The organism is Clostridium mobile (assembly GCF_018918285.1).
GTDB classification, from domain to species: Bacteria; Bacillota; Clostridia; order Clostridiales; family Clostridiaceae; genus Clostridium_AW; species Clostridium_AW mobile.
Genome location: NZ_JAHLQF010000002.1, coordinates 190508 through 211565 on the forward strand (window position 1 = coordinate 190508; position 21058 = coordinate 211565).

The window sequence follows — 21058 nt, forward strand, 5'->3', positions numbered from 1 at the left end:
ACCTCCTATGTTAAAAATGTACACTAGGAGATTATACCACCATATGATAATTATGTTAATACGCTAACATTAAATTAGCACATATAAAAATCTATTCTCATATAATAAATTTAAATAGTAATTAATGGGAATGTTTGAATTATGAATTATGAATATCATTTATTAAATAAGGTAGAAAAACATATGCCTCCTAATGCCAAAGTTTTGTCCATATCCATATACATGGAAGAGACTAGAGGAAATGCGGGAAAAATAATAGTTAAGTACCAATGGCGTGGAGAGGATTATATTGCTATTTTAGAAAATACCCTAGAGGATTACTACAATTCATTAGAGAATAATAGCAATAAGGAATATCAAAGAAATATAGAGAATATATATCCTGCATCAGTTAAAACAGTAAGAGGTACAAAGTGGGGATATATAAATGAGAGAGGAGAATTAGCTATTAAACCTATTTATGATGATGCTAATGCTTTTCAAGAAAATGGCCTTGCAGTTGTAGGTTTAAATGGCCTTTATGGAATTATCAATAGAGCAGGTGACTATATTGTAGAGCCTAAATATGGTTCTATAGGACAATTTTATGAGGGACGCTCAGTGGTGATTGATAAAGATGGTTTTAAAGTAATTGATGAAAAAGGAAGAGTAATAACAAATAAAGCATATAATTACATGTCAAGCTATAGAGAGGGAAGAGCTGTGTTCGCCAACACAGACAGCAGTGGCAATTACATTTATGGATACTTAGATTTAGAAGGAAAGGAAATAATTCCTGCTAAATATGAAGAGGCTAGGGATTTTAATAATGGAAAAGCTGTAGTAAAATTAAGAGAAGGTGAATATGCCCTAATAGATAGAAATGGAAACATAATAAACACTTATAAATATGCCTTTGTTGGGAATTTAGGGGATGGACTTCTACCTTTTCAACCTAATATAGGTGGTAATTATGGATATATAGATATAAATGGAAAAGTTGTAATAGAGCCTAAATATTCTATAGCACTCCCTTTTCACGAGGACAGGGCTATAGTAAATATTTCACAGGATTATATTAATAAGTATGGGTTAATAGATAAAAGAGAAAATTATATAATCAAAGCTGAATATAACGATATTATTGATTTGGGAGAAGACAGGTATGCTGTAGGAATGGCAATCAATCCAGAAGAACCTTTCCAAGGCTCAAAATATGCTATTGCTTGTGCTTATGGAAAATTCTTTACTAATTTTATTTATAATACTGTTACAGAATATAGAAGGGGATTAGCCTCCGCAACTAATGATCAATATACTTTCTTTATAGATAAAAGCGGAAATGTAGTAAGGACTTTACCAGGAGTAAGAGGATCAGGGACTTTAGAGCTACTAAATGGATTAATAAAAGCTGATGTAGACTATAGATTAATGTATTTAAATAGGGAAGGGAAGATTATTTGGCAGCAAAATGAAATTATACCATTGAATGATCGATATAAAGTAAGAGAAGAAAAATATAAACCTAATAAAGACTACCTAGTTTATTATCCACAGGTTATGGGAATGAAGAATAAAGAAGCGGAGATGAAGGTAAACGACAAATTAAAAGAATTGTCTGCAGTTAAACCTATAGATCCAAATCTTCAGTTGGATTACACCTACTATGGTGATTTTGAAATTGAGTTTTTTAAAAAGAATTTATTAGTTCTTGAACTTACAGGATATATCTATTATTTTGGTGCTGCCCACGGAATGCCAAGCAAAAACTATCCACATATTGATTTAGTATCGGGAAGATTTTATGAGTTAAAGGATTTATTCAAAGGAGATAGTGATTATGTAAAAGTACTGAGCGATATAATAGGAGAACAAATAAAAAACAATCCAGAGTATTCATATGTATTTCCGGATGCTTACAAAGGAATAAAGGCTGATCAACCTTTTTATGTAGATGAAAATTCATTGTATATTTATTTTGAGCCCTATGAAATAGCGCCGTATGCAGCAGGATTTCCAACCTTTAAAATACCTTATAATGAAATAATGAATATTATTAATACTAATGGTGACTTTTGGAGGTCATATCATTATAGTTCAAATACACATGAAATTTAATATAATATTTAAAACATTATATTTTCAGTAGTATATTAAAATATTAAAAAGGACCAATTTCTTACAAAATAAGCAATTGGTCCTTTTTAATTTATCTTAAATAGGAAGTGCAGTCTATTATAGATTAATAATAATTTTAATCATCATCCATATCACAAAGTGATTTCATATTTGGCATTGAATGCATAGGGTTCGTAGGCATCATTGATTGCATGGGATCTAAAGATTTTACGTCACATGGCATTAAATGCATAGGATGCATTCCCCACATAGGCATATTAGGCATAGGCATCATAGCTTGCATAGGACTTATGGATTCCATGCCGTACATAGGCATATTGTTCATAGGCATCATTCCGTGCATAGGATTCATAGATTCCATACCCCACATAGGCATATTGCTCATAGGCATCATACCCTGCATAGGATTCATAGATTCCATACCCCACATAGGCATATTGCTCATAGGCATCATACCCTGCATAGGATTCATAGATTCCATATCCCACATAGGCATATTGCTCATAGGCATCATACCCTGCATAGGATTCATAGATTCCATATCCCACATAGGCATATTGTGCATAGGCATCATTCCGTGCATAGGATTCATAGATTCCATATCCCACATAGGCATATTGTGCATAGGCATCATTCCGTGCATAGGATTCATGGATTCCATATCGCACATAGGCATATGGTGCATAGGCATCATTCCATACATAGGATGCATATAATGTATATGCATATGTTCCATATCATCCATATCATCCATATCATACATAGATTCCATATCGCACATAGGCATATAGTGTTCAGCCATCATTTCATGCATAGGATGCATTCCACCACAGATTGGACACATAGGTCTCTTTTCCTTTTTAGCTTTCACTTCTTTTTTAGGCTTCATTTCTTTTATGGGTTTTGTTTCCTTTATTGGTTTATTTTCGCATATACCACATTTCATAGAAGGGTTATTATAACTATTCATTAACACACCTCGTGAATTCATTTATTTACTTCATTGTTATTTTATGCTTGTATTCCAAATTTTGTTACTTTTTATTGTATGTAATTAAAATATTTTAAGATTAAGTCTTGTTTTATACATATACTTAGTGATACAATATAATTAGTATTACTAAGTATGGTGGAGGTGATAAATTGGCAGATGTAGATAACCAGCTAAAAAAGGGTGTATTGACTATTTTAGCATTAAAATTAATTAATTCTAAGGATATGTATGGATATGAACTTATTCAACTTCTAGATGATTATAGCAGTGGATATTATAAACTAAAAGAAGGTTCTCTCTATCCAGTACTATATAGATTAGAAGATAATGGCTGGATAGAAAGTTATACTGTTACATCTTTAGAAGGAAGAAAGGTTCCGAGAAAGTATTATAAAATAACCGACAGAGGGCGTAGGGAGCTAGAGGATCAATTAGATAGTTGGCAAAGATTTTACTCTGTAACTAATAAAATATTAGATATTTAGAGTCTTAGACCATTGCATTATAAAATTAAAAAAGATGTGTAAATTTAGAGGAGAGGGATTTTATGAGAGAAAAATTCAGGCTTTATACAGATAAAGTCATAAATAAAATTGGATGTGATAGAAAAACTGCTAAAAAAATAAGGGAAGATTTAATAGACACTCTTATGATGAAATGGGATGAAACAGGAGAGGAAGACCCTTATATATTAATGGGAGAAGTTGATGATATAGCAGAGGAATTTAGAGAAAACCTTCAGCTAGAATATAAAAATTCTTACAGCAAAAATAATTATAATGGAAGAAGAGGATATTATGAATATAAATCAGAATTAAAGATAGCAGGACTGCCATTAGTACATGTAGTGAATGGACTTGGAGTAGCCAGAGGAATAGTAGCTATTGGGCCTGTAGCTGTAGGTATAATCGCACTTGGAGGACTTTCTTTAGGGGTTATTTCTCTAGGTGCATTAGCATTAGGGCTTTTATTTAGCCTAGGTGCTATAAGTGCATCAACATTAATATCCGTTGGTGGAATTTCTATGGCTTATTATTTAAGCCTTGGAGGAATATCTATAGCCAAACATTTTGCTATAGGAGGAGTAGCTGTAGGTAATGTTGCTATAGGGGGAGCAGCTAAGGGAATAGTGGCGGTATATAAAGAAAGAGGTAGTGGACAGTTTGTTTATCCACATTACCACAAAAATATTGGAGAAATAATGGATAAAATTAAAAGCTTATATCCTAATATTAATAGTATAGTTAGTAAAATAATTGAGTCTTTAATAAAAATATTGTAAAAATTAGTGATTTTATGTATTTTATTGACAAAATCTTCGATTGAAATTATAATTTTAATAGGAAAAAATTATAATTTTAGAGTTAGAAGGAGATAAAATGGAAAAAAGCAGTAGTGGTAATTCTATAAAACATTATAATAATTGTAAATTTAAAGTGGCTATGGAAGGCATGCTTGTTGGACTTTTAGCTGGAATTATTATAGTAGCTTATAGGTTATTGCTAAATCAGGTTAGCGAGTTTAGGGAAACTGTATTGTTATTTTTGAAATCCAATTCACGTGTATACACACTAGGATGGTTTATTATATTAGCAGGGGTAGGTTTAACTCTAGGATTGTTGATAGAGAAGATTCCAATGATAAAAGGGAGCGGTATACCCCAGGTTAAAGGTGTATTTTTAAGACAATTAAAGATGGATTGGTTAAAAGAACTTTTAGCTAAGTTTTTTGGAGGCATAATCGCACCTGGATTAGGTTTATCCTTAGGTAGGGAAGGTCCATCAATACAATTAGGATCACAAGTAGGTTTAGGAGTCAGTAGAATATTAAAAAGACACCAAACAGAGGAAAAATATTTAATTACAAGTGGTGCCACTGCAGGGCTTGCTGCGGCATTCAGCGCTCCTTTGGCTGGAGTAGTTTTCTCATTGGAGGAATTACACAAGAACTTTACTCCTTTGATATTAGTCTCTACAATGGGAGCAAGTCTTGTTGCAAACTTTGTTTCCACTAAATTTTTCGGGTTAAAGCCGGCATTTAAATTTGCAGAGGTTACCCCTTTGCCAATAAATCAATATTTATATTTAATTCCATTAGGGATAATTATTGCTATAGCAGGTGGGTTTTTTAATTATTCTTTATTGAAGATTCAGGATATATACGGTAATCTTACCGGAGTTAAGGATAGATACAAACCTATAATTCCATTTTTATTAGCGGGAATATTAGGTCTATTTATGCCAGATATGTTAGGTGGAGGTCATGAATTAGTAGAAAAATTAGGGCAGCAGCAGTTTTTAATTACAACACTTTTATTGTTTATAGTGATAAAATTTTTATTTACCATTGTATGTTATGGATCAGGAGTGCCAGGAGGGATATTTTTACCCCTTCTTGTAATTGGAGCTCTTATGGGAAAAGTTTACGGATTAATACTAGTTGATTATTTTGGTTTATCAACAAACTATGTTATTAATTTTGTGATATTAGCTATGGCGGCTTATTTTACTGCTATAACTAAGGCGCCTATTACTGGAAGTATCTTGATTTTAGAAATGACTAATTCCTTTAATAATTTTTTAGAATTAATGGTTGTTGTTGCATTAGCCTATTTAGTTGTTGATTTACTTGAAGTAAAACCTATTTATGATTCTTTACTAGAAAAAATTCTTCATAAAAAAGGTAAGAAGGATATAACAGGGGATGGAAATAAAAAAATAATAATGGAGATACCCATATCACCAGGGTCAGAACTTGAATGCAAACAAATTAAAGAAGTTTTATGGCCAGAAGGGTGTTTGATAGTTGGAATTAATAGATTAGATAATGAGATAATACCAAAGGGAGAAACTAAAATACTAGAAGGGGATAGACTAATTATACTCTCTAGTGAAGAGGTGGCATGTAAGGTGAAATGTAAGCTCCTTTCTATGGGGGAAGAAAATGCAGAAAATACTCAGTTGATATAACTGAGTATTTTTTTTATATTACTTTCATTAAATTATTAACTACACAAACCTTTGCAGAGAAGGTTTTTTCTAAACCATTATCAAATAATATAGTAATAAAATCTCCGGACTTTAATATTATTTTTCCTTCACCAAAGGATTTGTGCTTTACAGTAACTCCTTCTTTCATAGACTTAATTGTACTATCTCTTAGAGCTTTATCTTCAATTCCTTCTAATATCTTTTCAGGAAGGATTTTTTTAAGCAAGCTTGGTTTTTCAAAGGTTGATACTATTTTAGATAGTCTATAGATAAAGAGAGAGGGATTACAATTTTTATTATTTCTATTTTGAGGACTTAGTAAATATAATTTTTTCCTTGCTCTAGTAATTCCCACATAAGCTAATCTAACTTCTTCATTATAAGAGGAGAAATCTCCTTCATTCTTTTTTATTATGCTTTCACTAGTAGGTATTATGTCAGCAGACATATCGATGCAATAGCAGGTATCAAACTCTAATCCCTTAGCAGAGTGAAAGGTGGTTAGGGTTAGGGCATTTTTATATTTATTTTTATTAGAAGATGCCATATTTTCTCTTATAAAGTCTAACTTGCCTTCTATTTCATCAATGCTAGTTAATTCTGAACATAGAGATTTTAAGGTGTTTAATAGGGTGTTTATAGTATCCATACTATAGTTAAACTTTTTAGCATAATCCTTTAAATATTCCATATAATTAAGGTCATATAATATAAGGTCTATAGCTTTTAGAGGAGCTAAGGTCTTAAGTAGATTGAAATTTTCCTCTAAAGTCTTTAATCTTTGCTTATTATATTCAGTTGAGACATTTTCCATAAGGGATTGAAATATATTTTTGCCTATTAAGATATCTCTGTAGAGATTTTCAATCTGATCCTTTTTTATATAGCTTTTCATTTTGAAATATATTTTTTCAAAGCAGTCTATGTTCTGTAAATCTTGAGCTAAACTGCAAAAGGTTAAAATATCTTTTATAATCCAACTGTTAAAAAATGTGGAGGAATTATCTTTTATGTAATAAGGAATACCTTCACTGATTAACCTATCTATTATTAAAATTGAAGATAAATTATTTCTATATAATAATGCTATTTCAGTAAGAGCATTATCTTTTTTAATTCTACTTATTATGTAATCCACTTGGTCAAATTCATCTTTTGGATAAATAATTTTTATACTTATTCCTTCTTCATTTTCAGTATATAAATTTTTGTTAAATCTTTTATGATTTTCTTTTATAAATTCATTGGCAACTTTAACAATTTTCTTTGTACTTCTAAAATTTCTGCTCATAAAGAGTATTTTAGATTCTTCACCAAAATGGGTTTTAAAGTTTAATAACTGGTCAACCTCAGCTCCACGCCAACTATATATGCTTTGGTCATCATCGCCTACAATACATATATTTTTATCCTTATTTAACATAAGTTTTAATATTTGAAACTGCAGTACGGATGTATCTTGAGCCTCATCTAAGAGAATATAGTCATATTTACTTTTATAGAAATTTAATATTTTTTCATTATTTTTTAGTATTTCATAGCATTTTAAAAGCATTAAATCAAAATCTATAAAATTATTAGCTTGAAGGGTTTTCATATAATCTTTATAGATTTCTAAAGCCTTTGGTACAGGAAGTTCATCCTCATTAATTGAATTCGTGTTTATCATCTTATTTATTAAAAAGCTAATATAGCCAGACAATTCTTCTAGCTTATCTTCATTTATATAGTCTTTATTATGTTTGAAATATAAATTTCTAATTAGTTTATTTTTACTTATTGGAGAATCGTTGATTTCAATAAGAGTATATTTAGTATTTATATAACGAGAATAATCCATTATAACCCTATAAGCAAAGCTGTGAATAGTTGAAAAGTTAACTTTTTCAGAGATGACATTGCCAAAAAATTTATTAAACCTTTCGTTCATATCCCTGGCAGAGGCCCTACTAAAGCTTAATGCTAGTATTCTATTTGGGGGAACTTTGTGATTCATTATTAAATTGCCTATTCTACTTATTAATGTAGCGGTTTTTCCTGCCCCTGGAACAGCTATTACAGCTATAGGGCCATCTATATTAAAAACTACTTGTTTTTGTTCCTCAGTTAATTTTAAATTACAATTCTTTTCTAGAAAATTTACATAGCCTTCATTAATTATTTTTAAAACCTCCTTAGAGTATGCTAGGATATATTATATCACAAAATAATGGGGGGACAAAATGAGGGACAGTTAATTAAATCTCTTTATAAATAAAATAAAAAAAATTTTTTGAAACAATTTATAGAGATGGTTTGTCTAATTAGTGAAATAAAAAATACAGGTTAATTTTATAGATCTATAAATTAAGTTGCAAGGAAGTGATGAGACTAGTGAAGATTTTTAATAAAACCATCGATGGAGATAAAGAAAATTTTAATATATTAATTCAGAATAGAAAAGAGAACATATATAAAATAGCTTATAGTTATGTAAATAATGTAGATGATGCCTTAGATATAGTTCAAGATGTTATCTATAAGGCATTAACATCTATAGATACATTAAAGAATCCTCAGTATTTTAATACTTGGCTTACTAGAATTACAATAAACTGCTCTATAAATCATTTAAGAAAGTCTAAAAAAGTTGTTTATATGGATGAGAGCAATATTGAAGGCGTAGATACAAATTTAAATAATAGAGAAGAAATAATGGATCTGCGAAGGGAACTTGAAAAATTAGATGTAAAATATAAAACAGTAATAATATTAAAATATTTTGAGGATATGACTTTAAATGAAATCTCACAAGTTTTAAATTTGCCTATAAGCACAGTTAAGACACATTTATACCGTGCATTGGAAAAATTAAAAATAAATCTTAAGGAGGCAGATTTGGATGAGTAATAAAATAGATGATTTTAAAAAAATTTATGAAGAAATAGAAATCCCTAATAATTTAGATGAAGTGGTTAATAAAGCTTTAGAAAATGGAGGAAATAAAATGAATAAAGAAAAATCAAATAGAAAATGGATAAAAGGGGCGGGGGTTGCAGCCGCTGTAGCAGTTGTTTTCACAATAAGCGTCAACACTATGCCGGTATTTGCAAACTCTTTAATAAATATACCTGGAGTAGGACAATTAGTTAAGGTGCTTCAGTTTAATGACGGAAAAGGAACAGGGGGAGAAATAACAGATGGATCAGATGTAAATGCTATAAGAATTAAAGCCAATAAAGATAGTGAAAGTATAATAATTAATTTTGCTCAAAATGGTGAAGGTTCTAATATAGCACCAAGCTATGAAATAGATTATAAAAATAATCCATATACTATGACTTTTACAATAAGCGGAGCAAGAGAATTAAATGCTGAAAAATACTTTGATGATTTAAGAGAAAGCAAATATGTATCTGATGTTTATAAACTTATGACACTAGATGATTCAATGGTTAGATTTACAGTGGTATTTAATAAACCTATTAAGTATGAAGTAAAAGAATATAAAGAACCTGCTTATTTAGAGGTTGATTTAAGAGAAGATACTCCTAAAGAAGAGACTATGTACTCTGTAAGAACTGCATCTCAGCCTTTTGGTGAAGGAATTGGCATAGTAGAAGAAATTTTATTTGAAGAAGACGGAAAAAGAATGCTAAAGGATTCAAAAGGAACATTTTGTGTAGAACTAGGACTTTATAACTCTAAAGAAGAAGCAGAAAAGAAACTTCAAGAAGTTACAGCTAAATATGGCTCACAATTAAAGTTCTTTATAGAAGAAAGAATGGGAGAAGACATTCCAAAATCTCTTAATTAACTTATAGTTGAATTTTAATCTTAACTATAAAAAGATTTTAGTATGAAAGAAAGGCTACCAGAGTGAGAAACTGGTAGTCTTTGTTCTGTTTCTTTTTAATTTACAATAAACACAAATTATGGTGAAAATCATATTATATTACTAGTTATAAATATAAAGGAGACAAATATTTATGTTTTATTGTCCTTATGCACATAGGTATAATAACTGGAATTATAGAGTCAACGGTACAAACTCTTATTTTAGAATATTCAATGCATCTCCCAATGTAGGACCTATAGATGTTTATGTGAATGATAGCCCCACTGTAATGAATTTAGCTTATAAAGAGATGTCTGAGTATATTATTGTTCTTTCAGGAAACTATAATATAAAAATATATCCTGCAGGACAGACTACGAGTCCAATAATAAATACAAGTTTACCCATTCCAAAAGACAGTATTTTTACCGTAGCACTTATTGGAATGCCTCCTAGTATAAGTCTTTATCCTATTCCGGAGCCACTTAGGTCAGAAAATTTTGGAGTGCCTTGTATAAGATTTGTTAATCTATCTCCAAATTCACCTGCAATGGATGTAACATTACCAGCTGGTAGGGAATTATTTAGCGATGTTAATTATAAAGATTTTACACTATATGCTTGCGTTCCAGCAGGAACATATAACATACAATTGAGGCCTAGCGGTACAAATGATATAGTTTCAACTGTTCGTGGTGTCACATTAGATGCAAATAAATTTTATACTATTTATGCAGTCGGTCTGTTTGGAGAAACTCCACCTTTAGAAGCTATGGTAATTGTGGAGCCAAGGTAATGTATTTTAGTGAAGGTATTATTCAAAATGCCTTCCTTTTTAATTTTAAAAACATTACACCTATTTCCACTTATTAATTAATTTATATAGGTAAATATAAATAGAAAGGTATATTTACAATAAATGAAATTGAGGGTGGATAAATTGAATAAAAAAAGATTAGCTATTATATTATTTTTTGTTATTATGCTTAGCTACATATATCCTCTAGAGGATGGAAAGGTTAGGGCTATTGACGGAGATATAAGTGCAAAGAAAAAAGTTATATATTTAACTTTTGATGATGGCCCTAGCGTTGTAACAGATAAAGTTTTAGACATATTAAAAGAAAATGATGTGAAGGCTACTTTTTTTCTAATAGGCAATCAAATTGAAGGTTATGAAGATATGGTGAGGAGAATAAATAAGGAAGGGCATAGTATAGGGCTTCATTCATATACTCATAATTTTAAAAAAATATATTCTAATAAAGATAACTTTATGAAAGAAATGTATGAGAGTAGAGATGAAATAAAAAAGGTTGCAGGTGTTTCTACTAATATATTAAGGTTTCCTGGAGGTAGTAGTAAGCGTCTAAATGATGAGATTTTTAACTTATTGCATAGCTGTAACTTCAAAATATATGATTGGAATATGTGTGTTTCAGATGGGTTAAGACCTAAGACTGCACCAAATAAATTATTTGAAGAAGCTACAAAGGGAGAGACGAAACCTAATCCAATTATATTGCTTATGCATTGTGATTATATGCATAAAAATACCTGTGAGGCATTACCTAGTATAATAAATTATTATAAAAAGGCAGGATATGAATTTAGAGTAATAGATGAAGGAACTCCTGAATGTTATTTTCCTTATAAAAAGGCTGTTTCTTGATTAGCTTGCGAAATAAAAAAATATCATAGCTCGCCATATATCTAAAGTAAATTTAAATATGAATTTTATAATTTTTCAATTTAAAAAGGGTATGATTATTAAAATGATTAGCTATATGATAAATTTGAGAGAGAATATGATATTGTGTTTATTACAACATCATATTCTCTCTTTGTGTGTAGTAGTCAATAGAATATGTCATTTCTACATTATTATTAATACTTCTATAAATATATGGGAAAATCTTCTAAATGGACCTTGATATTTCCTGGTAAAGTCCATAAATTTTACTAAACTGTCTTAAATTTTCAAATATTTTACTTAATTTGAAGGAATATTTTTATTTTGGGAGAATATAACATTATGAACTTAATTAATAAAGTTTATAAAGTATGTTCTGTGAAAGGATGATTATAATGAAGAGTTATATAGGACAGCCACAGATGATAAAAAAATTAAATAAGGATTTAATAAAAGATATTATAAAAAATAATGGCCCCATATCTAAACCTGAAATTGCAAAAGTTACGAAATTGAGTCTAGCAACAGTTAATAAAATAGTTGAATTGCTAGTAGAAGATAATATTGTAAGGAGCATAGGAGAGGGAGATTCAACAGGAGGAAGAAGGGCTCAGCTTTATGAGATAGATGGAGATTCAGGGCATGTAATAGGATTATATTTCAAAAATAATTATTATATTTGTGTGGTTTCGAACCTAGCAGGTGAAATAACTTATAGGCGTAAAGTCACAATAAATATAGATTCAGGTAAAGTTGCACTACAAGATACTTTCCAGGCAATAGATCATCTCATTAGTGTATGTGGAGAAGAGGACAAGATTAAAGCAATTGGAATTGGAGTGCCAGGAGTTGTTAATAGTGATGGAATATTATCAAATATCCCTACTATATCAGAGTGGGAAGGAATTAATTTTAAAAAAACACTTGAGGACAGATATGATATTGAATTTTTTATTGAAAATGATGTGAATTTTACAACTATAGGAATATATCATAATCAATTCAAAGAAATGTATAAGAACATAGTATATATTTATATTGGAAAAGGTGTAGGTTCAGGAATAATAATAGATGGAAGGCTGTATAGGGGAGCCACAAATTTTGCTGGTGAATTAAGCCATTTAAATATAGAAAATTGTATAAAGTATGAGGATGAAAAATTAATATCCAAAGGGAGTTTTGAGTCTATTGTCACCTATATAATCGAACTTATGACAAAAGAAGAGGTTCATGAAGAAAAGTTAAGGTTAAAAAGTTGCTTGATCCAGATTATAGCTAGATCAATTATAAATATAATATGTCTCATAAATCCAGAAGCTATTGTTATTGATAGTGAATCAGTGGATGAAGAATTTAAAGATGAAATTGAAAAAGAAATAAATAAGTATATTTACTTATGGAATATACCTAAAATAATGTATTTAAGTAATTGTGAGGATTTAAGTATTAATGGAGTAATAAACAGATGCCTTTCAGGAATAATGTCTAATTTCACACTGCTAAATATAAAAGGAGTTTAAGTTAGTTATGGGGATAACTTTGCTCCATATAAATAAAAGGAGATGGAGATATGAGAAATAAAGAATTAATATTACAGATTTTCACAGGGGGCTTTAAAAATAATATTACGGATTATGAAAAAATAATAGAAAAGATTAATATGTTAATTGATAAAATTAACATAAACAAAATTATTATAGGGTGGAGCATGGACTTAGATATGTATGTGAAGTTAAAGGAATTTCTTCATGAAAAAAATATAGAAATTTTTTTGTGGCTGCCTGTATTCTCAGAGATAGGTGAGTTGAAAAGTGCAAAGACTGTAGTAAGTTGGGATAACAATCAGGTTAAAAGCTATTCTCTACAAGAAGGAGAAAACTTTGAATTTTATTGTCCTTCATCCTATGAAAATATAGAAAGCTTAAAAAAAGTATATGAGGAGAATTTTGAAGAGGTTGGTTTTGATGGGGTTTTTCTAGATAAAATAAGGTACCCATCTTTTTCAAATGGAATAGAAGGTATATTTAGCTGTTTTTGTGAGAAATGTATTGAAGAATATGAAGCAATGGGTATAGATGTAGAAGAAATGAAAAAAGAGATAAATAATTTTATTAATATAAACAATAAAGAGATCAGTAATTTCAATATAGAGAGTTATGAAATGGGAAAATATAAATTTACCAATTCTTTATGGGAAGAGTTTTTTAATGCTAAAAATGAAATAATTTTTAATAGCTTAGAGGATATATATATATATTTTAAAAATAAAAACCTAAAGGTTGGAATAGATGTGTTCGCACCTTTTTTATCTTATTTTGTTGGACAAGATATGAATAAACTTCAAAATACAGCGGACTTTATAAAGCCTATGATGTATAGAATAACAAAAGCGCCAGCAGGATTGCCCTTTGAATTTGAAAAGCTGGTGAAGGCAATAAATTTTGGAAATAGCACTTACACCAATGAAGAGAGGATGTTAGAAATACTAGGAGTTCACCAATATAATCAGGAGAAATTTGATTTAGAGTTTATAAAAAGGGAAATTCAATATATGAGCAATAATTTACATGATTGTATTTATCCTGGAATTGAGATTAATAGAAAAGATAAAATTGCTGAAACCTATCCAGATTATATAAAAGAAAATGTTACTGGTATTGAGGGGGAAAATGTAAAAGGCTTTGTCCTATCCTGGGATTTACTTTCTGCACCTGAGGATAATATTGAAGAAGTAATAAATCTCTTTGGCAGGAGAGAGGAATAAATGGAAGATATATTAGTCTTAAAAGATATATGCAAGGATTTTGCGGGAGTAAGTGTTTTAAAGGATGTTAATTTTTCTTTAAAAAAAGGAGAGGTTAGAGCACTTTTAGGGGCAAATGGAGCAGGAAAATCCACTTTGATGAAAATAATTGGTGGAGTTTATCAAGCTACAAAAGGGGAGGTCTACTTAAATAATAATAGGGTAAAATTTAAATCGCCTAATGATGCAAAGGAAAAAGGAATAAGCATTATACATCAAGAGTTAAGTCTTATACCCACCTTAAGTGTTGTAGAGAATATGTTTCTAGGAAGGGAAAAAACAAATAAATTTAAGTTTCTAGATAAGGATACTATGTTAAAGGAATATAGAAATATTACTGAAAGTTTTAATTTTACTATGGATCCTTTCATTAAAGTGTCTAAACTAAGTATTGCAAATAGACAGATGATAGAAATAATGAAGGCCATATCCTACAACGCAGATATAATCATTATGGACGAGCCTACAACCTCCCTTACAGATAGTGAAAAGGTGAATTTATTTAATATAATAAATAAACTAAAAAAATCTGGGAAAACCATTATATACATATCACATATATTAGAGGAAATATTTAAAGTGACTGAAACTACTAGCATAATGAGAAATGGGGAAATGATAGGAACTTATGAAACCTCAGAGCTGACAAAGGAAAAAATTGCAGAGCTTATGACAGGAAGAGAGCAACAAAGATTCTCAATAAAAGAAGAAAGCTATGCAGTGTATAGTGAAGATGCAATATTGGAGGTTAAAAATTTAAACAAGAAAAACATATTAAAAAATATATCCTTCAATCTTTATAAAGGGGAAGTGTTAGGATTAGCAGGACTTGTGGGCTCAAGAAGAACAGAATTAGTAAATGCCATATATGGAGCAGAGGTTATAGATTCAGGGGAGATATATTTAAAAGGTAGGAAAATAAAAATCAACAATCCATCACAGGCAATAAAAAATAAAATTGGTCTCATACCAGAGGATAGAAAAAGTTTAGGGTTAATATTAAATCACTCTATTTACCAAAACTCCACCTTAGTTCAGTTAGATAAAATGAAGAAAAGTGGATTATTAAATAAGGGAAAGGAAATAGAGTTTACCAAAAATGCAGTAAATACCCTTAGTATAAAGGCAGATAACATTGTAAATAAAGTAAATAAGCTAAGTGGGGGTAATCAGCAGAAGGTAGTTATATCTAGATGGCTTAATAAAAATTTAGATATATTGATATATGATGAGCCCACTAAAGGTATAGATATAGGAGCAAAAGAAGACATATTTAAAGTTGTAAAAAAGTTTTCTAAAGCAGGGATATCTATTATATTCATATCATCGGATTTAGAAGAAGTATTGAGAGTATCAGATAGAATTTTAGTTATGAGAAATGGAGAAATAGTTGAAGAGTTAAAGAATGAAAATATAGGGGTTAGAGACATTATGAATTCAATATTTAATGTATGATTGAATTTGTAATTAAATTTATGACTAAAGGAAAGAGGTAAAATTTTATGTACACATTAAGGAAGGAGAAAGAAAGTACAAAATTAAGTAGATTTAGTTTCAAAGAATATGGAGTAATTATTGGGTTTATCGTTCTATGCATAGCAATAAGTATAATCACTCCTACTTTTTTGACTCAAAAGAATATTTTGAATCTATTAAGACAATCTTCAATAATAGGCATAATATCAGCAGGTATGACCTTCGTTATAATATCAGGAAATTTTGATATTTCCGTTGGGGCAGTTGCAGCTTTTTCCGGTGCCATAAGTATGAAACTTTTATCCATGGGCTATTCAATAACTATATCAATAATAGCATCACTGTTGGTAGGGGGAGTTATTGGACTTATAAATGGTTTCTTTGTGGCAAAAATAAATATTCCTTCTTTAATAGCAACTATGGGGATGGTAACTATAGTTAGGGGATTAATACTATTATTTACTGGAGGGTATCCTATTTCTCAAGACATACCCGAATTTAGCAAAATAGGAAATGGGTATTTTTTAAGAATCCCCATACCAGTAATAATATTTTTTATAATAGTGGCTATAGCACATGTGGTATTAACTAAAACACGATTTGGCAGGTATGTTTATTCCGTAGGTGGAAATTCTGAAGCTAGCAGACTTAATGGTATAAATGTGGATTATTATAAAATCCAAGTGTTTATAATAAATGGAGTACTAGCGGCACTAGCGGGCATAGTTCTTGCAGCAAGACTTGGAACAGCTACACCTGTAGCGGGAGAGGGCTATGATATGGACGCCATAGCTTCAGTAGTAATAGGAGGGACAAGCGTTGCAGGGGGAGAAGGGTCTGTATTAAAAACTGTCATAGGAGTACTACTTATGAGTGTTATCAATAATAGTTTTAATCTTTTAGGTGTAAATATTTATTTTCAATATATATTTAAGGGTTTAATAATATTATCTGCCGTTGGCTTTGATGCCTATAGTAAAAAAAGGCTTTCATCTAATTAATTGATAAGAGGTCATTAATGACTTTAAATAAAAAATACAAAAGGGGTTGATATGTTATGAAAAAGAATATTAAAATTATTCCCATAATCCTAGCTATTGTTATGATTATGGGAATGGTAGGCTGTAGTAGCCAACAAACAGATTCAAAAGAAGCAGGAAAGGATAAAAAGTATAAGATAGCAGTATTATTGCCAGGACCAACGGGATATTTTGTAGCAACAAAGGAAGGAATCGATAAGGCGGCAAAAGAGCACAATGTAGAAATTGAATATGCAGATGCACAATGGGATGCAAGTAAACAAATGTCTCAGGTAGAAGATTATATTGCTAAAAAGGTTGATTTAATCGCTTTGTGTAGTGTTGATGCTATAGCAGCTGAAAAGGCTGTTAAAGCAGCTAATGACGCAAAAATTCCAATGCTAGCTTTTACTAATGCTATAGGTACAGATCCAACTGGTAAATATGATGGATTAGTTTCCTATGTTGGCCAAAATGAAGTTAGAACAGGTGAATTATGTGCAAAAATAGCTAAGAAAATGTTAGGGGAAAAAGGCGGCAATGTAGTATTAATAGAAGGTAGACCAGGAACAAATCCACAGAGAAATAGAAGAGAAGGTTTCTTACAAGAAATTAAAGATACACCAAATATAAAGGTTGTATATACCCAAACATCAAACTGGGAAAAAGAACAAGCCTTAAAAATAACAGAAGACTTAATTCAGAAAAAAACACAGTTTGATTTGATCTTCTGTCAAGATGATAACTCAGCAACAGGTGCGGGACAAGCATTGAAGGAAGCTGAAATGAAGGATAAAGTTAAAGTTATAGGACTAGGCGGAAGCAAAGATGGATTACAAGCTATAAAAGACAAGACCATAGATGCAACCACATATATGTCCGCTGTGGAAGAAGGGGCTTTAGCTATAGAAACAGCAGTGAAATATTTAAAAGGGGAAAAGGTTGAGCCAGTGACAGAAATAATGCAAGTAGAAGTTAATGAGTCAAATGTAGACACCTTTAAAGGTGAGTGGTAATTATTAAAAAAGGGGATTTAAAATAAAAGAGGGCTATAGTATAGAGTTTTATAAAAGGGGATATGAAATAAAGTTAAAAGTCTGAGCAAATAATAAATGATTTTGCTCAGACTTTTAATATTCAGAGATGCAACATATTTATATTAATTTACTTTATACCATCCTCTAGAATTCATTGCATTGAATAGAGTTTCTGCATGCTCTTGTTCTTCTTTTTGGATATGTTGAAGTTGTTTTCTTATGTTAGAGTCTACAGATTCTAACACTGCAGTGTTATAGGAACTTGACACATGTTTTTCTGTAGATAGTGCGTCTTCAAGTAGTTGAGCATCAGTAATTCCAAGGTTGCCTTGAATAGCAGACTGATCTCCATTAGGAGGAGTATAGCTCTCAAATATGTTCTGAGGAGTTACGTTGCTTCCTTGAAGCATTCCTTTAAGAGTGTTTGCATGTTCACGTTCTTTATTAGCTAAGTCTGTAAACATTTGTTTTAACTGAGAATCTGTAGCCATAGAAGCATATTGTTCATATTTTCTTATGCATAAATATTCTGCATTTAAGTTATCTTCTATTAGCATTTTTTCTTTATTGGTAAGTGCCATAAATAAAAACCCCTTTCTTTATTAGAATTTAATTATAGTATTCCTTTAAAAAGGAAATTATATTTATAAATTTAGGGGTTTTTCATAATAATTAAAATAATTATTTGGCAATTTTTATATGCACATTCCATCCACAATAATATCTATAAGTCTATCTATTACAAAAGGATAGATATTCTCACCAATTTCTTCTTTTGAGTATACTAAAATAAAAAGGGAGCGGAGTATGCCAACTATTACTTCAGGGTTTTCTTTTATTAGTTTCCCTTCATTTTGCCATTTCTCTATGAATAATAAACCAGATTCTTTATCTTTGTAAAAATGCTCTTCCACTCTTTCTTTGGGAAGTTTTCTTAGCAAAAGATCCATTTCCTGCCTTTCATTAAGTTGTTTAAGAAATTCATTGTTTTCAACATATTTTAAACATTCTTTAAGAAAAGCTCTAAAACTTTCTTTAGAAGACTTATTTGATTGGAGCATTTTTTTAATTAGTTCCTCTCTAAATTCTTCTTCTCTTTCTAAAATTTCAAAATACAATTCTTCTTTTGACTTAAAAAATCTATAGAAGGTTCCTTTGCCTATGTCACAACTCTGGACAATATCATCTATGCTGGTCTTTTTTAAACCGTAAACAGTAAAAAGCTGTTTACCTTTGGTTATAATATCTTCTTTTATTTTTTCTCTTTCTTCCAAAGTAAATCTTGCCATATTTCCTCCTTTATAATATCTTGATTAAATTCTTCATGCTAAATCATTATTTAATGATGGAGATCCATGTAAATCTTTGATTTCTTATTTATAGTTTACATTACAGAAATGATATGTCAATAAAAACCACAACCATATGACTAAAAAGATTGTTTTAGTCATATAGTTGTGGTAATCTATTCATATAAAATAATTGCTAGTTCATGGGAAAAGATTTACTTGAACTTTAGTTTAAAGAATTTAAGGGGGGGAATTTATGATAGAGGTTAAGAATTTGAATTTTACCTATGGAAAGGGTTCTAAAAACTCTTTAACATTAAAGGATATAAACTTCACCATAAATAAGGGAGAGATATTTGGTTTTTTAGGACCTTCTGGTGCTGGGAAAAGTACTACTCAAAAAATAATAATAGGTATACTTAAGAATTATTTAGGAAGTGTAAAAGTAATGGGAAAAGAAGTGAGGAATGTTAAGGAGGATTATTATGAAAAAATAGGAGTTTCATTTGAACTTCCAAATCTTTATAGTAAGTTTACCGCCAGTGAAAACCTATCTTTTTTCAGGGGGATGTATAAGGGTGAAACAGAAGATATAAATAAACTTTTAGCTATGGTGAATTTAGAGAATTATTCTAATAAAAAAGTTAGCGATTTTTCCAAAGGAATGAAAATGAGATTAAACTTTTGTAGAGCTTTTTTAAATAATCCAGAGATAATATTTTTAGATGAACCAACCTCAGGTCTAGATCCTCTCAATGCTAAAAATATTAAGGATATAATCCTTCAAAAGAAAGAAGAAGGTAAGACCATATTTTTAACTACTCATAATATGAATGTGGCAGAGGAACTTTGTGATAGAGTTGCATTTATAGTAGATGGGAGAATAAAATTAATTGATTCTCCTAGGAATTTAAAAATTAGAAAAGGAAGTAAAAATATAAAAGTTGAGTATAAAGAAGATGGAGTAATTAAAGAAGAAATTTTCACTATGGAGAGCATAGGGTGTAACAACGATTTTTTAAAAATTATTAAAGAAAAAAAGATAGAAAGAATTTTTACCATGGAAGCTACCCTAGAGGATATTTTCATAGAAGTTACAGGGAGGAGCTTATCATGAGAATTTTAAATTCTGTATTTTATGATATAAAATTTCAAATAAAGCATGGATTTTATTCTGCATACATTGTTGTAAGTATTTTTTATATAGGTATTTTAAAATATATGCCACAGATTATTAATAAAAGAGTGGGGACACTGATTGTTTTTTCTGACCCCAGTGTTCTTGGAGCATTATTTATGGGAGGAATTTTCTTGCTTGAAAGAGATCAAAACACTCTAGAGAGTTTGTTTGTAACTCCTTTTAGAGTAGAGGAATATATAATATCTAAAGTTATTTCTCTTACTATAATATCTGTACTTTCTAGTGGATTTATAGTTTTTGCTACCTATGGATTTACTATAAATTTAATAGCTTTTTTCTTAGGAGTTATTATTACTTCTAGTTTCTATACTTTATTAGGATTAATTATTGTAGTTTATTCTAAAAACTTGAATAATTATCTTTTGAACTCATGTATTATTACAATCTTTATTCTTCCTGTAGTTGAGTATTTAAGCCTATATTCAACTCCTATATTTTATTTGCTTCCAGGGAAAGCATCTCTCCAACTTATAAATGGAGCCTTCTTTGGAATTTCAAATTTAAACTTTTTTTACTCAATAGCTTTACTAGTCTCATGGTCTGCCATAACCTATTTATTAGCTATAAGAGCATTTAATAGAAAAGTTATATTGAAAATAGGGGGGTAGAATAATATGTATA

19 protein-coding genes are annotated in these 21058 nt (G+C 29.9%); 15 read left to right on the forward strand and 4 right to left on the reverse strand.

The features are described 5' to 3' along the window. Positions 1 to 141: 141 nt before the first annotated feature. Positions 142 to 2097, forward strand: coding sequence for a WG repeat-containing protein (locus KQI86_RS06835; protein WP_216438537.1), 1956 nt, complete (start codon positions 142 to 144; stop codon positions 2095 to 2097). A 136-nt stretch (positions 2098 to 2233) separates the two neighbouring features. On the opposite strand, the gene KQI86_RS06840 is transcribed toward KQI86_RS06835, so the two are convergent. Then, positions 2234 to 3088, reverse strand: coding sequence for a hypothetical protein (locus KQI86_RS06840; RefSeq protein WP_216438538.1), 855 nt, complete (start codon positions 3086 to 3088; stop codon positions 2234 to 2236). A 173-nt stretch (positions 3089 to 3261) separates the two neighbouring features. Here KQI86_RS06840 and KQI86_RS06845 point away from each other — a divergent pair, with 173 nt between their 5' ends. From KQI86_RS06845 to KQI86_RS06855, 3 genes are all read left to right on the forward strand, one after another. Then, entirely contained in the window at positions 3262 to 3597 is a 336-nt protein-coding gene (locus KQI86_RS06845; protein ID WP_246582710.1) for a PadR family transcriptional regulator, read from the forward strand. 62 nt (positions 3598 to 3659) lie between these two features. Beyond that, positions 3660 to 4394, forward strand: coding sequence for a hypothetical protein (locus KQI86_RS06850; protein WP_216438539.1), 735 nt, complete (start codon positions 3660 to 3662; stop codon positions 4392 to 4394). 97 nt (positions 4395 to 4491) lie between these two features. Beyond that, positions 4492 to 6081, forward strand: a complete 1590-nt coding sequence (locus tag KQI86_RS06855) for a ClC family H(+)/Cl(-) exchange transporter (protein ID WP_216438540.1) — start codon at positions 4492 to 4494, stop codon at positions 6079 to 6081. 13 nt (positions 6082 to 6094) lie between these two features. On the opposite strand, the gene KQI86_RS20490 is transcribed toward KQI86_RS06855, so the two are convergent. Beyond that, complete coding sequence (locus KQI86_RS20490; protein WP_343216166.1) at positions 6095 to 8293, reverse strand: ATP-dependent helicase; 2199 nt, start codon at positions 8291 to 8293, stop codon at positions 6095 to 6097. A 182-nt stretch (positions 8294 to 8475) separates the two neighbouring features. Between KQI86_RS20490 and KQI86_RS06865 the strand changes: the two genes are divergently transcribed. From KQI86_RS06865 to KQI86_RS06905, 9 genes are all read left to right on the forward strand, one after another. Continuing rightward, positions 8476 to 8991, forward strand: coding sequence for a sigma-70 family RNA polymerase sigma factor (locus tag KQI86_RS06865; protein WP_343216151.1), 516 nt, complete (start codon positions 8476 to 8478; stop codon positions 8989 to 8991). Next, the gene (locus tag KQI86_RS06870) at positions 8984 to 9898 is read left to right on the forward strand and encodes a DUF4179 domain-containing protein (RefSeq protein ID WP_216438542.1); all 915 of its coding nucleotides are present in this window, start codon (positions 8984 to 8986) and stop codon (positions 9896 to 9898) included. The genes KQI86_RS06865 and KQI86_RS06870 overlap by 8 nt, the downstream gene beginning before the upstream one ends. A 172-nt stretch (positions 9899 to 10070) precedes the next feature. Further along, positions 10071 to 10715, forward strand: a complete 645-nt coding sequence (locus KQI86_RS06875; RefSeq protein WP_216438543.1) for a DUF4397 domain-containing protein — start codon at positions 10071 to 10073, stop codon at positions 10713 to 10715. A gap of 186 nt (positions 10716 to 10901) precedes the next feature. Further along, positions 10902 to 11591: a polysaccharide deacetylase family protein gene (locus KQI86_RS06880; RefSeq protein WP_425514369.1), complete on the forward strand. Its 690-nt coding sequence runs from the start codon at positions 10902 to 10904 to the stop codon at positions 11589 to 11591. A 416-nt stretch (positions 11592 to 12007) separates the two neighbouring features. After that, positions 12008 to 13132 (forward strand): ROK family transcriptional regulator, encoded by a 1125-nt coding sequence (locus KQI86_RS06885; RefSeq protein WP_216438545.1) that lies wholly within the window; start codon positions 12008 to 12010, stop codon positions 13130 to 13132. Positions 13133 to 13182: 50 nt separating this feature from the next. After that, entirely contained in the window at positions 13183 to 14376 is a 1194-nt protein-coding gene (locus tag KQI86_RS06890) for a hypothetical protein (RefSeq protein ID WP_216438546.1), read from the forward strand. Beyond that, positions 14377 to 15870 (forward strand): sugar ABC transporter ATP-binding protein, encoded by a 1494-nt coding sequence (locus KQI86_RS06895; RefSeq protein ID WP_216438547.1) that lies wholly within the window; start codon positions 14377 to 14379, stop codon positions 15868 to 15870. A gap of 47 nt (positions 15871 to 15917) precedes the next feature. Then, the gene (locus KQI86_RS06900) at positions 15918 to 16892 is read left to right on the forward strand and encodes an ABC transporter permease (protein ID WP_216438548.1); all 975 of its coding nucleotides are present in this window, start codon (positions 15918 to 15920) and stop codon (positions 16890 to 16892) included. Positions 16893 to 16948: 56 nt separating this feature from the next. Beyond that, positions 16949 to 17926 carry a sugar ABC transporter substrate-binding protein gene (locus tag KQI86_RS06905; RefSeq protein WP_216438549.1) on the forward strand — a complete coding sequence of 326 codons (978 nt, stop codon included), beginning with the start codon at positions 16949 to 16951 and terminating at the stop codon, positions 17924 to 17926. Positions 17927 to 18069: 143 nt separating this feature from the next. On the opposite strand, the gene KQI86_RS06910 is transcribed toward KQI86_RS06905, so the two are convergent. After that, positions 18070 to 18528 carry a spore coat protein gene (locus KQI86_RS06910; RefSeq protein ID WP_216438550.1) on the reverse strand — a complete coding sequence of 153 codons (459 nt, stop codon included), beginning with the start codon at positions 18526 to 18528 and terminating at the stop codon, positions 18070 to 18072. 114 nt (positions 18529 to 18642) lie between these two features. Further along, on the reverse strand, positions 18643 to 19236 hold the full coding sequence (locus KQI86_RS06915) for a TetR/AcrR family transcriptional regulator (RefSeq protein ID WP_216438551.1): 594 nt from the start codon (positions 19234 to 19236) through the stop codon (positions 18643 to 18645). A 256-nt stretch (positions 19237 to 19492) separates the two neighbouring features. Between KQI86_RS06915 and KQI86_RS06920 the strand changes: the two genes are divergently transcribed. Both KQI86_RS06920 and KQI86_RS06925 read left to right on the forward strand, forming a co-directional pair. Further along, the gene (locus KQI86_RS06920; RefSeq protein ID WP_216438552.1) at positions 19493 to 20353 is read left to right on the forward strand and encodes an ABC transporter ATP-binding protein; all 861 of its coding nucleotides are present in this window, start codon (positions 19493 to 19495) and stop codon (positions 20351 to 20353) included. Further along, complete coding sequence (locus KQI86_RS06925) at positions 20350 to 21045, forward strand: fluoroquinolone export ABC transporter permease subunit (protein ID WP_216438553.1); 696 nt, start codon at positions 20350 to 20352, stop codon at positions 21043 to 21045. The genes KQI86_RS06920 and KQI86_RS06925 overlap by 4 nt, the downstream gene beginning before the upstream one ends. Positions 21046 to 21058: the final 13 nt, after the last annotated feature.

Bases quoted from the DNA above. Each gene is read 5' to 3' on its own strand.
- KQI86_RS06835 (WP_216438537.1), top strand. From the start codon at position 142: ATGAATTATGAATATCATTTATTAAATAAGGTAGAAAAACATATGCCT.
- KQI86_RS06840 (WP_216438538.1), bottom strand. From the start codon at position 3,088: ATGAATAGTTATAATAACCCTTCTATGAAATGTGGTATATGCGAAAAT.
- KQI86_RS06850 (WP_216438539.1), top strand. From the start codon at position 3,660: ATGAGAGAAAAATTCAGGCTTTATACAGATAAAGTCATAAATAAAATT.
- KQI86_RS06855 (WP_216438540.1), top strand. From the start codon at position 4,492: ATGGAAAAAAGCAGTAGTGGTAATTCTATAAAACATTATAATAATTGT.
- KQI86_RS06870 (WP_216438542.1), top strand. From the start codon at position 8,984: ATGAGTAATAAAATAGATGATTTTAAAAAAATTTATGAAGAAATAGAA.
- KQI86_RS06875 (WP_216438543.1), top strand. From the start codon at position 10,071: ATGTTTTATTGTCCTTATGCACATAGGTATAATAACTGGAATTATAGA.
- KQI86_RS06880 (WP_425514369.1), top strand. From the start codon at position 10,902: ATGCTTAGCTACATATATCCTCTAGAGGATGGAAAGGTTAGGGCTATT.
- KQI86_RS06885 (WP_216438545.1), top strand. From the start codon at position 12,008: ATGAAGAGTTATATAGGACAGCCACAGATGATAAAAAAATTAAATAAG.
- KQI86_RS06890 (WP_216438546.1), top strand. From the start codon at position 13,183: ATGAGAAATAAAGAATTAATATTACAGATTTTCACAGGGGGCTTTAAA.
- KQI86_RS06895 (WP_216438547.1), top strand. From the start codon at position 14,377: ATGGAAGATATATTAGTCTTAAAAGATATATGCAAGGATTTTGCGGGA.
- KQI86_RS06900 (WP_216438548.1), top strand. From the start codon at position 15,918: ATGTACACATTAAGGAAGGAGAAAGAAAGTACAAAATTAAGTAGATTT.
- KQI86_RS06905 (WP_216438549.1), top strand. From the start codon at position 16,949: ATGAAAAAGAATATTAAAATTATTCCCATAATCCTAGCTATTGTTATG.
- KQI86_RS06910 (WP_216438550.1), bottom strand. From the start codon at position 18,528: ATGGCACTTACCAATAAAGAAAAAATGCTAATAGAAGATAACTTAAAT.
- KQI86_RS06915 (WP_216438551.1), bottom strand. From the start codon at position 19,236: ATGGCAAGATTTACTTTGGAAGAAAGAGAAAAAATAAAAGAAGATATT.
- KQI86_RS06920 (WP_216438552.1), top strand. From the start codon at position 19,493: ATGATAGAGGTTAAGAATTTGAATTTTACCTATGGAAAGGGTTCTAAA.
- KQI86_RS06925 (WP_216438553.1), top strand. From the start codon at position 20,350: ATGAGAATTTTAAATTCTGTATTTTATGATATAAAATTTCAAATAAAG.